Consider the following 15,675-nt stretch of genomic DNA (forward strand, 5'->3'; position numbering starts at 1 on the left):
ACCCCGTCGGCTTCGAATCGGTGCCCGCGCGTCAGTCATGTCGCCGGCGCAACGACGAGATCGACAGGCCAGTGCACTGCCTCAAGGACGCCTCCACCCATGACATTCCTGGCCTGGCCCTCGCTGCGTACAGGCCCGGGGAAGACATCCGTGGCGCACTCGTCCGCCCTGACCCTTCCACGGCGCTGGAGACCTTGCCGCCCGGCTGCTCGCGTGGTCGCGGCCGTCCGCGGATCCGTCGCCCCGTCAGCCGCCGTGTACCTCCACCTGGCGGTCGAGACGGCGGCGCAGTTCCTCCGGCAGTGGGTGATGCGGTCCGTACGCCCGCTCCGTGTCGTACAGCAGCCCCTGGAGCTGCACACGTGCCGCCACGTGGTCGCCGACCGCGAGCAGCAGGTGCCCGATGCGATGGCGGATCTCGAAGGCGCGGGCCGGGTCGTTGCCCGTGGCGTGGTGGTTCTCGTAGTACGGAAGCACAGCGCGGTACTCCGCGAGCGCCGCGGCCGGTTCGCCGAGTTGCTCCAGGCACTGGGCCGCGTCGTAGCGGAACTGGAGGGTCTGGGCGTCGGCCGGGCCGGCCTCCGCCGCGCGGTCGTCGGCGAGGCGGCGCAGTTCGGGCAGGGCGCGACGGTACTGGCCGTCGTCCATCAGCGTCGCCGCGTACTGCTTGCGCAGGATGCGCACCACGGCGGAGTCGTCACCGTGCTGTTCGGCCGCGACCGGGAGGATCGCGCCGAGGATGTCCACGGCCTGGGTGATGCGCCCTTCGCCGAGCAGCTTCTTGACGTCGTCGACGGCGGCGGCGACATCGGGCCGGGCGGCGGCCGGTGCGGGCGGGGCCGGGGGCGGGGGCGCGGGGGTCGCGCGGTCGGGCCACGGGGCGTGCGGGCGCAGGAAGGGACGGGTCGGGTCGAGCGGCCCCGACGGCAGCCCGGTGCCGCGGGCGGGAAGCAGCGGGGCCAGGTGTTCGTACACCTCCTGGGCGCCGGACGGGCGGTGCTGGGGGTCCTTGGCGAGCAGCCGCAGCACCAGCGCTTCGAGCGGTTCGGGGATGTCGGGCCGGATCCGGCGGACCGGGAGGGGCGGCTCGTAGAGATGGCGGTGCAGCACACCGAGGGCGGTCGATCCCGCGAACGGCACGTCGCCGCTGAGGAGTTCGTGAAGGAGCACGCCGAGCGCGTACAGATCGGTGTACGGGCCGACAGTGCCGCCCATCGCCTGTTCGGGAGCCATGTAGGCCGGGGAGCCGATCGGCGAGCCGGTGTGGGTGAGCCGGGTGGTGTCGGTGTCCAGGACGGAGGCGACGCCCAGGTCCAGGACGGTGACGGTGCCGTCCGGACGCACCATGACGTTGCGGGGCTTGAGGTCGCGGTGGACGATCGGCACCGCGTGCACGGCACAGAGGACGGCGCAGAGCTGGGCGGCGACCGCGACCGACCACTGCCAGGGGTACGGATCGTGCTCGGCGAGATGGTCGGCCAGGTCGGCGCCCTCGACATACTGCATGACGAGGTACAGGTCATCGCCGTCACTGCCCGCGTCGTGCACGGTGACCAGGCCCGGGTGGTCGACCTGGGCGGTGACCCGGCACTCGCGGACGAAGCGGCGGCGCAGCTCGTCCGCCGCGTCGCCGTCGGCGGGGCCGGTGACCCGGTCGGGGCGCAGCAGCTTCACCGCGACCCGGCGGTCCAGGCGCTGGTCGTAGGCCGTCCAGACCTGACCCATGCCGCCCTGGCCGAGGATGGTCGCCAGTTGGTACCGCCCGCCGATGAGACGGCCGCTCACCGGCCCTCCTCCTTACGGAGGTAGTCGCTCAACTCATCGAGCTCCGCGCGGACCTGGTCGATGCGCTGGGGCCGGGAGCCCGGCTGGGGCCGGGAGCCCGGCTGGGGCCGCGGGCCGGGGTGGGACTGCGGGTTGGGGTGGGACTGCGGGCCGGAAAGGGGCTGGGGGCTCGGAAGGGGCTGAGGGCTGGGAAGAGGCTGAGGGCTCGGCTGGGGCTGCTGGTTCGGATAGGGCTGCGGGCTTGGCTGGGGCTGCAGGCTCGGCTGGGGCTGCTGGTACTGCTGCGAGGGCGCGGCAGGCGGCTGCATCGGCTGCCCTGCCTGTACCGGCTGCCCTGCCTGTACCGGCTGTCGCGGCGGCGCCTGCTGTACGGCCATGGGCGGGGTGGCGGGGGCGAAGGGCGCTCCGTGCATCGGCACCGTGGGCGCGTATGCGTACCCCGGCGTCGAAGGCCCGTATCCGCCCGGGGGAATCGGCTTCGTGAGCTGGTCGTAGTGACGGATGTCCGCGACCAGGTAGTACGCGGGAGCGGCCACCATCGCCAGCAGCAGCAGCGGTATGAGGACGTAGTCGATGCCGGTCGGATCGTCGTTGCCGTCCCTGCCGAGGATCGGCAGCAGCACGCAGACGAACACGAATCCGGCCCCGGCCAGCCACCAGTCGGCCGTCCGGCGGCGCACGAACGCGAGGCGGAGCAGCGAGCTCCACAGCAGCAGTCCGAGCGAGCACACCGAGAGCGCGAAGAACAGCACACGCATCGAGACGATCCAGGCCCGGCTGGGAACGCGGCGCGGCGGCGTCGGCGGATGACCCGGGGCGTACATGGCTGCTCCTGGAGACCTGGTCGTGAACGTCCGCGCACACGCTGCGTGTGTGCGGATCCGAGCGTAAAGGGCGACACCGGCATCCGGCCCCGGGTTGTACGGAACGGCTGTGGTTCAGCTCACTCCGGCGCCACCGTGCCGTCCGTCAGTCCGTCGTACATCCCCTGGACCAGCTGTCCGCCGAGCCGGCCGGCCAGCCGCAGCGCCTCCTCGAACTCGGCCAGGGCACGGAACCGTTTCCCGTACCTCTGCTGGTCCGCCAGCGGCAGCCGGGGCAGTTGGAGACGGCGCGCGTCGAGCCGGGTGGCGGTGGAGGCGTAGCTGCTGGCCTGACGGTTGTTGGCGGTGCCCCGCAGGAAACCGGCGAGGAACCAGGGGTCGAGGGCGGCCGGGTCGGGGCGCAGCAGCTGGAGGTTGCGGCCCAGGGCGGCGCCCGCGGTGGCGTCGTCGACGACGCGCGCGGCGGAGCCGCCGCCGAGCACGGGGACGACGACGTCGCCCGGTTCGACGAGAACCGGCTCCTCCGGGGGGCCGTCGACGGGGAGGCTTCCCGAAGGGGCGGCCCCGCCGAGGACGTCGTGTTCCGTGAGGACGGGGACCTGGCCGGTGCCCGAGCCGCCGGTGCGGAGCTGGAGGGCACCGGCACGGGCGAGCTCACCGACGGTCGTGAGCGGCCAGTGGGCGGGGTCGGAGGGGGACACGGCCGGCGGCGTGAGGGTGCCGGTGAGACCGAGTGTCTCGGTGAGTCGTTCGCGTACGCGGATCAGCTCGGCCGGTCCGCCCGCGGCCGTGGGGGGCGGCAGGTGGCGGGCGGGGGCCAGGTCCACGTCGTCGTCGAGGAGTTCGATGACGGGGACGGCACGCCCGCCCGTGCCTTCGCCCCTGCCCGCGCCGTCGTCCGCGCCTTCGCCCCTGCCCGCGCCCGCGCCTTCGCCCGCGCCTTCGCCCGCGCCCCCGCCGTCGCCGTCGCCGTCGCCGTCGCCGTCGAACGACCGCCAAGCGTCGAGTACGGCGCCGCGCACCGCCTGCCAGTCGATCCGGTCACGGCCGCCGGACGGGGCGGACGCCGCCGGGCCGGCCGCGGGGGAATCCGACGGTTCGGCGGTGTCGACGAGCAGCAGCTCCGGCGAGGGGTGCAGGCCGCTGCCGGGCTTGCGCAGCACCCAGAGGTGGAGCGGGATGCCGTACGGGGGTGCGGCGCCGGCGGGGAGCGCGATGACGGCACGCAGGGCGCCGCGCCGCAGCAGATCGGCGCGGATCCGGCGGCCCGAGCGACGCGACGCGGCGGCCGGGGGCATCAGAAGCACGGCGGTTCCGCCCTCGCGCAGATGGGCCAGGGCGTGCTGGACCCAGGCGAGTTCGGACTCGGTACGGGCCGGGAAGCCGTACTCCCAGCGCGGGTCGTAGGCGAGTTCGTCGTGGCCCCAGTTGCGTTCGTTGAAGGGCGGGTGGCAGAGCACGGCGTCGGCGGCGAGTTGCGGGAAGGCGTCCGCGCGCAGGGTGTCGCCGGTCCGTACCGCGAGGGTGCAGTCACTGCCCCTCTCGGTGTGCAGGGCGAGCCTCAGCGCGGTGAGCGCGGCGAGGTCGGGATCGGTCTCCTGCGCGTACAGAGCGGCCGGGCGGCCGACGGCACGCAGCAGGGCACCGGTGCCCGCGGCGGGGTCGAGGACCGTGCGTGCGGGCCGGGCCCCGGTCTCCACCAGGGCGGCCATCAGGTCGGCGAGGCCGGGCGGCGTGAGCGTGTACTGGCGCGGGTTGGCGTCCAGTTGGCGGCCGAGCAGGAACTCGAAGGTCTGCCGCGGGTCTGTCTCGGCGGCGAGTTCCGCGGCTGCGCGGAGCAGCGGAACGGACGGCAGCAGTTCCGCGCGGCCGGGGGTGTGAACAGCCCGTCCGGCTTCCGCCGCGGGCCCGAAGCGTGCGGCGAGCACGTCGTCCAGCGCGAGGGACAGCACACCGGCCATCGCCTTGTCCGACACGGAGGTGATCTCCCGCCAGGCGGCGGGGCTGTTCCGCAGGAGCAACAGGGCGCAGCCCGTGTGGACCAGGGCGGGGACCGGGCCCGCAGGGTGCCCCGCGAGCTGCTGCCAGACCCGTTCACGGAGGGGGATCTCGGCAAGCTTCCCCTGCTCGCGCAGCCAGCGCTCGACCTCGGGCAGCGCGAAGGACGGGCTGGTCTCGGTGCCACCGACGGGCTTGGGGAAGTCGGTGTGACGGCGGCGCCAGTTGCTGACGGCGGCGCGCCCCACGCCCGCGAGCCGGGCGATCCCGGCCGCGGTCACCTCTGTCGAGTTCTCCGGCACTGACTGTCTCCCTGGTCCTGGCCCTGCCCATGTGCGCTGACCGCGAGCATACCGATCCGCATCACGCAAAATCGATTCACAGCGTGCACCAATCCATTCCATGTGAAGGGTGTTGACTCGGTTCACAAGCTCTGGTGTCATTGACTCATCGCTCCACGAGAGCGATGCGCAGAACCGCTCACCACTCATCTCTGTATTCGCCGGAGGGCACAGCCATGTCCCAGTTCACGCAGCCGCCTCAGTCCCCGCAGCCCCAGCAGCCGTACGCCCCCGCCCACGCGCCGGGTGCGCGCCCGGCCCGTAACGGACTGGGGATCGCCGCGCTCGTCCTGGGTGTCATCGGAGCCGTGTCGGGCCTGATCCCGTTCCTGTTCTGGCTGGCGGGCATCCTCGGCCTCATCGCCCTGATCCTGGGCCTGGTGGGCCGGGGCCGGGCCAAGCGGGGCGAGGCCACCAACAAGGGCATGGCCACGTTCGGTGCCGCCCTCGGCCTGATCTCGCTGATCCTCACGGTGGTGGGCGCGGTGATCACGTTCAAGGCCGTGGACGACGCGGTGAACGATCTCAACAGGGCGGTGTCGGAGACCACGGCCTCCGCGAAGCCCGAGCCCGGCGGCGCCTCCGCGAAGGGCGGGGAGGAATCCGGGAAGGACGGGGGCGCGGACAAGAAGAAGGACACCGGCGAGGCGCTGGAAGCCGGCGACTCGGCTGTCTACGACGACGACCTGACCGTCACGGTCGGCGACGCCACCTCGTACACCCCGGACGCGTACGCCGCCGGACACACCAAGGGCAACAAGGCCTACCGGGTCGCCGTCGTCATCGAGAACGCGGGCAAGGAGAAGTTCGACTCCGCACTCGTCAATGTCACGGCCCGCGCCGGCCAGGACGGTGTGGACGCCGAGCAGATCTTCGACGGCAAGGTCGGCGAGGGGTTCAACGGCACGGTCCTGCCGGGCAAGAAGGTCACCGTCCAGTTCGCCTTCGACGCCCCTGCGGACGCCAAGGACCTGACCGTCGAGGTCAACCCCGGGTTCACGTACGACGCCACGCAGTGGGACCTGAAGCTCTAGGCGGAACCTGAAGCTCCAGGCCATGTCCTCCTGGGCCCTGGGCCCTGCCCCTCCCCCTCGACCGGAGCCCGACCATGCGCCTCCTCGACCGGAGCCCGACCATGCGTCTCCTCGCCCACATCGCCGCAACCGCCGCGCGCACCGCGGCAGCGACGCTCGGCATCGTCGCGGCACTTGCTCTCACGGCCTGCAATCCGTTGTCCGCCCGACAGCAGGACAGCGCGCCGTTCGCCCGGCTGACCGGCCCCGAGGTCGTCAACAAGGCCCTCGCGGCGACCCGGGCCGCCACGTCGGTGCGTATCGCCGTGACGACGAAGCGGCCCGACGGCACCCCGGTCGAGGCGTACGTGGCCACGGACATCAGGGGCGCGTGCACGGTCACCCTGTCCCTGGGCGCGGCAGGCACGATGGACCTGGTCAGGACCGGTGGCACGGTCTCCACGCGGTCCGACGAGGCGATGCTGCGGGCGGCGTTCGCGGACCGGTCGCGGACCGCCACCGAAGCCGAGGTCAGGAGGCTGACGGGCCGCTGGGTGACGGCGGACCGCGCCGACGGCCCCACGGCCCAGGCCCTGGGCTACTGCGACCGCAAGGGCCTCCTCGACCGCCTCGCGGAGAACAGTGACACCGCGCGCCGGGGCAGGGCCACCACCATCGCCTCCGCCCCCGCCCTGTCCCTCAACGGACGGGCGGGCAGGGGAACCTGGCAGGCGGCGGTCGCCACGGAGGGCAAGCCCCACCTGCTGAGACTGCACTTCGGCACCGACACCGGAACCGACACCGCCCCTGGAACCAGCACCGAAACCAGCGCCGCCACCGGCACCGGAACCGGCACCCCACTCACCGCCGAGTTCACCGAGTTCGACAAACCGTTCACCGTGAAGAGACCGGCCCCATGACACACGGAGACCCGCCTGTACCCACGTACGGGCGGGTCCTTCCCCCACATACGGGCGGGTCCTTCCCCCACATACGGGCGGGTCCTTCCCCACGTACGGGCGGGTCCTTCCCCACGTACTTCCCTCACGTACAGGTGGGTCCTTCGCTTGCCCACCGGGTGCCGCACCCGCACAGTCGGCCCGCCGCCCGGCCTCGGGTTATCCCCACCCCGGATCCGCCAGCAGCCGCCATGGTTCGCAAGGACCGCGATCCGTAGCTTCGAGTCATCGGCTCGAAAAGATCGTGAGAGGACGGGCATGAGGCTGCGCGGCGGCAAACGGCAGAAGACGGACGACTGGCCGAAGGCCCAGGGCACACCCGGCCTCGCCGTCGAACTGCGGGGCGTCCGGCGGCAGTACGGCCGCGGCGCCGGTGCCGTGCAGGCCCTCGGAGGCATCGATCTCGCCCTGCCGCACGGCACGTTCACCGCCGTCATGGGCCCGTCCGGCTCCGGCAAGTCCACGTTCCTGCAGTGCGCCGCCGGCCTCGACCGGCCGTCGGCCGGCTCCGTACGCCTCGGCGGTACGGAGATCACCGGCATGCGCGAGAACCAGCTCACCGAGCTGCGCCGCAGTCGCATCGGCTTCGTCTTCCAGGGCTTCAACCTGCTGCCCTCCCTCACCGTGGAGCAGAACGTGCTGCTCCCGATGCGCCTCGCCGGGCAGCGCCAGGACCGCCGCCGGGCGGACACGGTACTCGCGCAGGTCGGCCTGGCCGACAAGGCGAAGCGCCGGCCCGGCGAGCTCTCCGGCGGCCAGCAGCAGCGCGTGGCCATCGCCCGCGCCCTGGTCACCAGCCCGGACGTGGTCTTCGCCGACGAGCCCACCGGCGCCCTCGACACCGGCACCGCCACCGAGGTCCTCGGCCTGCTCCGGCACGCGGTGGACACCCTCGGCGCCACCGTCGTCATGGTCACCCACGACCCGACGGCAGCCGCCTGGGCCGACCGCGTGCTGTTCCTCGCGGACGGCGTCTTCGCCGGCGGCCTCGACCGCGGCCCGGCGGAGCGGATCGCGGCGCGCATGGCCGCCCTCACCTCCCGTACGGGCGCGATGGCAGGGGCCGCGGCGTGAGGCGCTTCGCCCCCAACGGCCTCGCCCGCGCGGCCGTGCGCTTCAAACCCGCGTCGTTCGCCGGCACCTTCGTCGCGCTGATGATGGCGGCGCTGATCGTCTCGGCCTGCGGCATCCTCCTGGAGACGGGCGCCCGCGCGTCGGTGCCGGCGGAGCGGTACGCGAAGGCGCCGGTCGTCGCGGCGGCGGACCAGTACGCCCGCCTCGTCACGGGCAGCGGCGACAGCCGCTCCGAGTCGGCGAACCCGCTGCCGGACACAGCGCGCGTGGACGCTGCGCTGGCCGGCAAGGCGGCCCGCGCGCCCGGCGCGGAGGCGGCGGTGCCGGACTTCACGTTCCCGGTGCGTCAGGGCGACGGCGCACTGACGGGCCACGGCTGGGGATCGCACGCCTTCACCGGCGCCGCGCTCACCTCCGGGGCCGCGCCCCGTACCGGCGAGGTCGTGCTCGACGCCGCCGCCGCACGGGCCGCGAAGGCCGGCGTCGGCGACACCGTCGCGCTCGAAACCGCCACCGGGCGCGCCGACTTCCGCGTCTCCGGGCTGGCGAAGGCCGGACCCGGCGACGTGGCCGAGGGCGCCACAGGCTGGTTCGACGACGCCCGGTCCCCCGCGCTCGCCGGGCATCCCGGCAAGGCCGACGCCATCGCCGTACTGGCGAGGGACGGGGCGGACACCGACGCCCTGGCCGCCGGCGTGAAGAAGGCGCTCGCCGGCTCCGGCGCCAAGGTGTACACGGGTGACGACCGCGGCGCCGTCGAGGACCACGGGCTCGGGTACGCCAAGGAAGCGCTCACCGGGCTCGGCGGTTCCTTCGGCGGGATCGCCGCCGTGGTCGCCGTCTTCACGGCGTCCGGCACGGTCGCGCTGTCCGTCGCCCAGCGCGCCCGCGAGTTCGCGCTGCTGCGCGCCGTCGGCGCCACTCCGCGGCAGATCCGCCGCGCGGTCGCCGCCGAGGCACTGCTCGTCGCGCCGTTCGCCGGGCTGGTCGGCTGCCTGCCCGGGATCGGGCTCGCGCACTGGTGGTTCGGGCAGTTGAAGGACCGCGGGGCCGTCCCCGTCGCCGTGGACCTGTACGTCTCCTGGATTCCGCTCGTCGTCGCCGTCGGCACGGGGGTGCTGACCGCGCTCGCCGCCGGCCGGGCGGCCGGGCGCCGGCCCGCGAGGACCAAGCCGGGGCAGGCACTCACCGAGGCGTCGGTGGAACGGTTGCGGCCGGGCGTGATCCGTACCGTGCTGGGCCTGGGCGCCCTCGTCGGCGGCGGGTTCCTCACCGGCCTCGCCGCCCGTTCGGCCGGGGATGACGCGGCCAACGCGGCCCTCGGCGTCGTCATGCTGTTCATGCTCGCCGTCGCGCTGCTCGGCCCGCTGGTGGCGCGACTGTGCACGGCGCTGTTCGGGCTTCCGCTGCGCGCCCGCGGCGCCGCGGGCATGCTCGCCGCCGCCAACTCCCGTACGAACGCACGTCGGCTGGCCTCCGCGATCACCCCGATCGTGCTGGCCATGGCCTTCGCCTCGACGCTCACCTTCATGCACACGAGCGAAAGCCACGTCGCGGCGCAGCAGTTGCGCGCCGGCGTCATCGCGGACCACGTCGTCACGCACCCCGCCGGGCTGCCCGCGGACGCCGTCGACCGGGCCGCCCGCGCACCCGGCGTCGACGCGGCCGTGGGCCTGCTCGACACACAGGTGCTCGTGCCCGTCGGGTCGGGCGGCGACCGGTGGCTGCAGGGCGCGGCGGCCCAGGGAGTCTCCGGCTCCGGCGCGCAGCTCGCGAAGGTGCAGGACCTCGATGTGCGCAGCGGCAGCCTGGGCCGTGTCGGCAGGGGCCGTATCGCCATCGACAAGATGCTCGCCCTGTCGGCGAAGGTCGAGGTCGGCGACAAGCTGCCGATGTACCTCCCGGACGGCACCAGGACCAGCCCCGAGGTCGTCGCCGTGTACGGCCGCGGGCTCGGCCTCTCGGCCGTGACCATGGACCGCGCGTCCCTGGCCGCCCACGTCACCTCGGGCTTCGACAGCACGCTGCTGGTACGTGGCGGAGACGCGAAGGCTCTCGCCCCGCTGGGCAGGGTCGCCGACGGCTCCGGCTACGCGGTCGAGCGGACCACCGACGGCGAGCTCAACGCCTGGGCCAACTACACGATGGCCGGAGTCCTGGGCGGCTTCGCCGCCGTCGCCGCCGTCAACACCCTCGTGATGACCGTCCTCGACCGCCGCCGCGAGCTCGGCATGCTGCGCCTCGTCGGCGCCACCAGGCGCCAGGTGAGGGACATGCTGCGCTGGGAGGGCCTGCTGGTGGCGGTGGCCGGAATCGTCCTGGGTACGGCCATCGCCGCGGCCACCCTGATCCCGATGGTGCGCGGCCTGACCGGCGAGGCGCCGTACGTACCCCCGCTCGTGTACGGATCCTTCGCCGCGGCAGCGGTGGGCCTCGCCCTGCTCGCTGTCACCCTCCCGGCGCGAGCGGCGCTCCGCGACCGGGAGGGCTGACGGGGGCCGTCGGGATGTCGCAGGGAAGCGGCAACATGCCGTCGGGTGATCCGTCGTGGTGGGAGGACTACCGACGCCGGCTGGAGCGCGCGGCGCGGGAATCCGGCCGCCTCCGATCCCGTGCGGCCGGCCCTGCCGCACTCCACCACCAGGTCATGCCCCGCACTCCTTCAGCATCATCTGCTGGTCCGGCTGGGTCACCGCCATCTCGTACTTGAGAGCCACCTGCGCGAAGCGCACCGCGTAGGCGCACCTGATCTGCTTGTTGGGCGGCAGCCAGGACGCGGGTCCGGAGTCGCTCTTGGCCGAGTTGGTACGGCCGTCGACCGGAATCAGATTGAGCACATCGTTCGCCAGCTGCTTGCGCTTGCTCAGTGGCCAACGGGCGGAGCCCATCTGCCAGCTGTACGACAACGGCACCACGTGGTCTATCTGCACCTCGGCGGCCTTCTCCTTGCGCCACTCGATGGTCTTCCCGGTGTACGGGTCGTGCAGCGTCATGGCGATGACCACGCAGTCGGAGCCTGCCCGGAGGCGGATGTTCTCACCATCACGATGAAGAAGATCGTTTCGAGTGTCACATCCGTTCCTTGCCAGCGGCACGCCATCGGCCGTGTCCATCCACGCGTAGCCGAACTTGTCACGGGCGTAACCCGTCTTGGGCCCCCGCCCCTTGGTGGGCAGCTCCTCGATGAGCTTGCGGGCCGCAGCCTTGTCCGCCGAAGTCGTCAGGGGTGCGAGGCCCGGCTTCGTACCGTCGGTGTTGTCGAGCGGACTGGCCCCGAATCCGGTGACGGCCTGTCCGCCGCTCTCCGCGCCGCCGCCTTTCTTTCCGGAACCGGAGGCCGCCTGCTCGGGGTCGCAGCCGGCCAGGGCCAGCACCACCGCCGCGCTGATGGCGGGCAGCATCACTCGGTACACGCGGGGGGATATCACTCGAAGCCGTCCTGACGGGGAGAAAGCCGAACCAGAGAATCGTACGGATGTCTTCCCCGCTGACGGGCTTTCATGAGTGCGGCTGCGACCCGATGCGGCCGGAATCACATCGTCCGGCTCCCGCTCCGCCGCGACCGGACGGCTGCCGCCTCGCCCGTATGCCTCCCGCATGCGGCCTGTGTGCGGCTTGTATGCCGCCTGCATGCCGCCCGGTTTCGCTACATGGCGGAGCCCCCGCCCGGGTCGGGCTCAGGCCCGGGTCGGGCTCAGGCCCGGGTCGGGCTCAGGCCCGGGTCGGGCTCAGGCCCGGGTCGGGCTCAGGCCCGCATGCCGCCGTCGACACGGAGGACCGTTCCGGTGACGTAGGAGGCGCGGTCGCTGAGCAGCCAGGCGGCGGCCTGGGCTATCTCGTCCGGGTCGGCCGCGCGGCCCAGTGGGGTCTGGGAGTTGAGTTGCTCGACGATGCCGGGAGAGTTCGCCTCCCACTCATGAACCATCTCGGTGAGCGTGGTTCCTGGCGCGATGGCGTTGACGCGGATTCCCTCCGGACCGTACGTGACGGCGGCCGACGCGGTGAGACTGTTGACCGCCCGCTTCGCGGCGCCGTAGGCGGGCAGCCAGGGGTTGCCCATCAGACTGCCGACGCTGGAGGTGTTGACGATCGCCCCGCTCCCGGCGGTCGCCCGGATGGCGGCGATCTCGGCGGTCATGGCGAGCCACGGCCCCTTGAAGTCGACCGCGTACACGTGGTCGAAGTCGGCCTCCGCCAGCTGGTCCATCGGGCCGGGTGGCTGGGCCGTCGCGCCGTTGTTGAAGGCGGCGTCGAGGCGTCCGTACAGCTCCACGGTCCGGTCGACAGCGGCCCGGATGCTCGCCGGATCGGCCAGGTCGCACAGCGCGTACTCCGCGGTGCCGCCTGCCGCCCGGATCTCTTCGGTCACCACCTTGAGCTGGGCCTCCGTGCGGGCTGTGAGGAGCACCCGGGCGCCCTCCCGGGCGAACAGCCGCGCCGCGGCCGCGCCGATGCCGCGGCTGGCTCCGGTGATGAAGGCGACCTTGCCGGAGAGCAGGCCGGACTGTGCGGTGGATGTGGTCGGTGTGTCGTTCATGCCGACGAGCCTGCGCCGGTACGCGCCCCTCATCCAGGCACCGGCGGTACCTGGCTGGACCGGCCGGGACTCGCGCACACTGGAGGGGTGGATCGACAAGAACTGGCAGGCTTCCTGCGCAGCAGGCGCGAGCGGATCACCCCCGCCGACGTGGGGCTGCCCGCCGGGCTGCGCCGCCGCACGCCGGGGCTGCGCCGCGAGGAGGTGGCGCAGCTGGCGTTCATCTCGACCGAGTACTACACACGGCTGGAGCAGGCGCGCGCCCCGCACCCCTCCCGCGAGGTACTGGCCCAGATCGCCCGCGCCCTGCGCCTTTCGGACGCCGAGCGCGACCACCTCCACCATCTCGCCGGCACCCCGCCCGGTCCGTTGCCCGGGCCGTCGAGGGAGGTGCGGCAGAGCATCGTCGACCTGCTGCACCGGCTGCCGGAGGCCGCGTCACTCGTGCTGTCCGCGACGTACGAGGTGATCGCCTGGAACGACCTGGCGGCTGCCCTGATGGAGGACTTCTCCGCCTTGTCGCGCCGTGACCGCAACCTCATCCGGCGCGCCTTCCTCGGACCGCACCGGCACGGCCGGCCGCTGTACGGCGTCTCGGACGGGGACGAGTTCATCCGGACCTCGGCCCAGCACCTGCGCGCCGCCGCGGCCCGCTACCCCGACGATCCGGAGGTGACCGGCCTGGTCGATGAGCTCCTTGCCGGGAGCGAGGAGTTCGCCCGCATCTGGGCCGCCCACGACGTGACCGCCCGCCCCACCCTCTGCAAGACCTTCGAACACCCCCTCGTCGGCCCCGTCTCCGTCAACTGCGACATTCTGGACATCGCCGACCGGGACCAGCGCGTCGTCATCTACACCGCCGCCCCCGGCTCGCCGTCCGAGGAGGCTCTGCGGCTGCTGTCCGTCATCGGCACGCAGCGCCTGGACGCACCCGGCCGGACCGTGCCCCCACTGGATCGCGAGCGAACGTGACACGTCGGCGCCGGCTGTCACGTCGAGAAGACATGTGACCGCTCGGGCCGGCCCGGAGCACAGCCGGCCCGGAGCACAAAGGGGAGAGGCTGCTTCCGCGCTCGCCCCCTCTCCTGCGTACGGTGCCTCACGTCACATGCGTACGGTGCCCCACGCCCCCACGATTGTCGTGAGGAACTCCCCCGTCCATGCCGTCGTGGTCCCGGTAGGCCATCACTCGGGCCCGGCGGATCAACGTGTCACTGGTCGGTGGTCGTCGTCCGCGTCAGCAGGTGCATCCGCAGCGCTGTCCGGAGCCAGGGAGCGGATGCGGGGTATCGGTGAGGGCAGGAGCCAGAGCAGGGACAGGGCCCCGCCGACAGCGGCGATGAGGAGGGTCGCCCTCAGGCCGATGAAGGTGGCGAGCAGCCCTCCGACGACGGCGCCGACGGGGCGTATGCCGTAATTGATCGTGCTGTACGCGCCGGCCACGCGACTGCGCATGCCGTCGGGGATCACGGCGGCCTGGAGCGAGTTGAGGTTGACGTCGAACAGCATGACACCGAAACCGGACAGGAATTCGGCCGCGGCCAAGGCGCCGGCACGGAGCCAGAGCGGGCCGCCCGCGGCGGCGGCAAGGGCAATCGGCGCCGGGAACAGCACCGCGCCGACGACGATGCTGCGCCCCACACCGAACCGTCGCGAGACCTTCGGGGCCAACACCGCGCCAAGGAGGGAACCGGTCGCGCCGATCCCGAACGCGATGCCGATCACTCCCGCCGACAATCCGAGGCTCCGGTTGGCGAACAGTACGATCAGCCCACTGCCCGCGACAAAGGTGAAGAAGTTGACGGTCGCCGCACATCCGAGAGTCGCGCGCAGCACGGGGTGCCGGACGACGAACGACATTCCCTCTCGGGCGCGTTGCCACAGCGAGGGCACCGCCGCATCGCCGGAGACGGCAGGCGGTTCGTCGACCGAGACCCGACCGACCAGGACCGCCGACACCAGGAAGGTCAAGGCATCCACGACGACGGTGACGGGTGCGGTCAGCGCCTGGACCAGAACGCCACCGATGGCCGGACCGGCGACATACGATGCCGACCGGCTGGCGCTGAGCTTGCTGTTCGCGTCGACGTAGGACGCCCGCGGCACGAGGCTCACGAAGAACGGCGGATAGGCGGTGTTGAACAGCACCCCGGCCGTGCCCATCAGCAGCGCCACCGCATACAGCTGCCCCAGCGTCACCGCCCCCAGCAGGTAGGCCGCGGGGACACTGAGCAGCACTGCGGCGCGCACCAGGTCGGCAAGGATCATCAGACGGCGCTTGTGAGGCCGGTGGTCGACCCATGCCCCCAGGAAGATCGCGAGCAGGTTCGGGGTCCAGATCAGTGCGGTCAGCCACGCCACCTGGTTGGCGGAGGCGTCCAGGGTGCTGATGGCGATCAGGGGCAGGGCCAGTTCGGTGATCCTGTCACCGAACTGCGAGGCCGACTGACCGGCCCAGAAGCGGCGGAACCGTCGATCCCGCCACAGCGATATCGCGGCGGTCCGGTCCGGGCTGCTCACGACGTCTGCCCGGTCTGCTCCTCGGCACTTTCCGGCAGGACGTAGCGCATCAGCCGGACGCCCCGGCCGTCCGTGGGCCGCTCGGCCGGGTCGCGGGTCACGTACGGCGCGAGAACGCGCTCGATCCCGTCCTCGATGGCGGCGAGTTCCTCAGCCGAGACGACGACACGGGTGTTGGCCAGCCCGGCCAGCCTGCTCCACGCCGGATCGAGTTCGGGCTCGACCTCGGCAGCCCACTGACTCGGGAGGTCCGCATAGCGCAGGAACATCTGCTGCGACAGCACCCGCGCGGCCGACTGGCCTTCTTCATCGGCCGGGTCCTGCGGTGCCTCGAATCGGAAGCCCCGTGCCACGGCCTCCCACCGTCGCTGGCGTCGGTCCGAGCCCGGCTCACTGTCGCGGACCAGTCCGAAGCTCGCCAAGTGGCGCAGATGCCAACTGGTCACCGACGGCGTCGCTCCCACGTCGGGCGCGAGTTGCGTCGCGGTCGCAGGCCCGTGCCGGTGGAGGTGGTCAAGGATCGCCAGCCGGACCGGATGCGCCAAGGCCCGCATGGCTTGGGGGTCAGTGATCTCGATATCGCCCAGGCGATTATGGGAGGTCATGATGTGAGAGTGTCCTCTC

General features: G+C 72.7%; 12 protein-coding genes. 5 read left to right on the forward strand and 7 right to left on the reverse strand.

What is annotated here, in order from left to right:
* Window positions 1-246 precede the first annotated feature (246 nt).
* From ACFVUT_RS16745 to ACFVUT_RS16755, 3 genes are all read right to left on the reverse strand, one after another.
* Window positions 247-1,785, reverse strand: coding sequence for a protein kinase (locus tag ACFVUT_RS16745; protein ID WP_389649005.1), 1,539 nt, complete (start codon window positions 1,783-1,785; stop codon window positions 247-249).
* Complete coding sequence (locus ACFVUT_RS16750; RefSeq protein ID WP_389649002.1) at window positions 1,782-2,609, reverse strand: hypothetical protein; 828 nt, start codon at window positions 2,607-2,609, stop codon at window positions 1,782-1,784. Before ACFVUT_RS16750 ends, ACFVUT_RS16745 begins: the two co-directional genes overlap by 4 nt.
* A gap of 119 nt (window positions 2,610-2,728) precedes the next feature.
* Entirely contained in the window at window positions 2,729-4,909 is a 2,181-nt protein-coding gene (locus ACFVUT_RS16755) for an N-6 DNA methylase (protein WP_389648999.1), read from the reverse strand.
* A gap of 215 nt (window positions 4,910-5,124) precedes the next feature.
* Here ACFVUT_RS16755 and ACFVUT_RS16760 point away from each other — a divergent pair, with 215 nt between their 5' ends.
* From ACFVUT_RS16760 to ACFVUT_RS16775, 4 genes are all read left to right on the forward strand, one after another.
* The gene (locus ACFVUT_RS16760; RefSeq protein ID WP_389648996.1) at window positions 5,125-5,982 is read left to right on the forward strand and encodes a DUF4190 domain-containing protein; all 858 of its coding nucleotides are present in this window, start codon (window positions 5,125-5,127) and stop codon (window positions 5,980-5,982) included.
* 74 nt (window positions 5,983-6,056) lie between these two features.
* Window positions 6,057-6,881: a hypothetical protein gene (locus ACFVUT_RS16765; RefSeq protein ID WP_389648993.1), complete on the forward strand. Its 825-nt coding sequence runs from the start codon at window positions 6,057-6,059 to the stop codon at window positions 6,879-6,881.
* A gap of 297 nt (window positions 6,882-7,178) precedes the next feature.
* On the forward strand, window positions 7,179-7,994 hold the full coding sequence (locus ACFVUT_RS16770) for an ABC transporter ATP-binding protein (protein ID WP_389648990.1): 816 nt from the start codon (window positions 7,179-7,181) through the stop codon (window positions 7,992-7,994).
* Complete coding sequence (locus ACFVUT_RS16775; protein WP_389648988.1) at window positions 7,991-10,486, forward strand: ABC transporter permease; 2,496 nt, start codon at window positions 7,991-7,993, stop codon at window positions 10,484-10,486. The genes ACFVUT_RS16770 and ACFVUT_RS16775 overlap by 4 nt, the downstream gene beginning before the upstream one ends.
* 153 nt (window positions 10,487-10,639) lie before the next feature.
* Here the strand turns inward: ACFVUT_RS16775 and ACFVUT_RS16780 are convergent, their stop codons facing one another.
* Entirely contained in the window at window positions 10,640-11,395 is a 756-nt protein-coding gene (locus tag ACFVUT_RS16780; RefSeq protein WP_389649288.1) for an HNH endonuclease family protein, read from the reverse strand.
* Window positions 11,396-11,739: 344 nt separating this feature from the next.
* Window positions 11,740-12,531: an SDR family NAD(P)-dependent oxidoreductase gene (locus tag ACFVUT_RS16785; RefSeq protein ID WP_389648985.1), complete on the reverse strand. Its 792-nt coding sequence runs from the start codon at window positions 12,529-12,531 to the stop codon at window positions 11,740-11,742.
* Between the two features lie 87 nt (window positions 12,532-12,618).
* Between ACFVUT_RS16785 and ACFVUT_RS16790 the strand changes: the two genes are divergently transcribed.
* Entirely contained in the window at window positions 12,619-13,503 is an 885-nt protein-coding gene (locus ACFVUT_RS16790) for a helix-turn-helix transcriptional regulator (protein WP_389648982.1), read from the forward strand.
* A gap of 231 nt (window positions 13,504-13,734) precedes the next feature.
* On the opposite strand, the gene ACFVUT_RS16795 is transcribed toward ACFVUT_RS16790, so the two are convergent.
* Window positions 13,735-15,051, reverse strand: coding sequence for an MFS transporter (locus ACFVUT_RS16795; protein WP_389648980.1), 1,317 nt, complete (start codon window positions 15,049-15,051; stop codon window positions 13,735-13,737).
* Window positions 15,048-15,656 (reverse strand): ArsR/SmtB family transcription factor, encoded by a 609-nt coding sequence (locus ACFVUT_RS16800; RefSeq protein WP_389648977.1) that lies wholly within the window; start codon window positions 15,654-15,656, stop codon window positions 15,048-15,050. The genes ACFVUT_RS16795 and ACFVUT_RS16800 overlap by 4 nt, the downstream gene beginning before the upstream one ends.
* Window positions 15,657-15,675: the final 19 nt, after the last annotated feature.

This window comes from Streptomyces sp. NPDC058051, from assembly GCF_042885475.1.
Taxonomy (GTDB): Bacteria; Actinomycetota; Actinomycetes; order Streptomycetales; family Streptomycetaceae; genus Streptomyces.

Bases quoted from the DNA above. Each gene is read 5' to 3' on its own strand.
- ACFVUT_RS16760 (WP_389648996.1), top strand. From the start codon at position 5,125: ATGTCCCAGTTCACGCAGCCGCCTCAGTCCCCGCAGCCCCAGCAGCCG.
- ACFVUT_RS16780 (WP_389649288.1), bottom strand. From the start codon at position 11,395: ATGCTGCCCGCCATCAGCGCGGCGGTGGTGCTGGCCCTGGCCGGCTGC.
- ACFVUT_RS16750 (WP_389649002.1), bottom strand. From the start codon at position 2,609: ATGTACGCCCCGGGTCATCCGCCGACGCCGCCGCGCCGCGTTCCCAGC.
- ACFVUT_RS16800 (WP_389648977.1), bottom strand. From the start codon at position 15,656: ATGACCTCCCATAATCGCCTGGGCGATATCGAGATCACTGACCCCCAA.
- ACFVUT_RS16765 (WP_389648993.1), top strand. From the start codon at position 6,057: ATGCGCCTCCTCGACCGGAGCCCGACCATGCGTCTCCTCGCCCACATC.
- ACFVUT_RS16785 (WP_389648985.1), bottom strand. From the start codon at position 12,531: ATGAACGACACACCGACCACATCCACCGCACAGTCCGGCCTGCTCTCC.
- ACFVUT_RS16770 (WP_389648990.1), top strand. From the start codon at position 7,179: ATGAGGCTGCGCGGCGGCAAACGGCAGAAGACGGACGACTGGCCGAAG.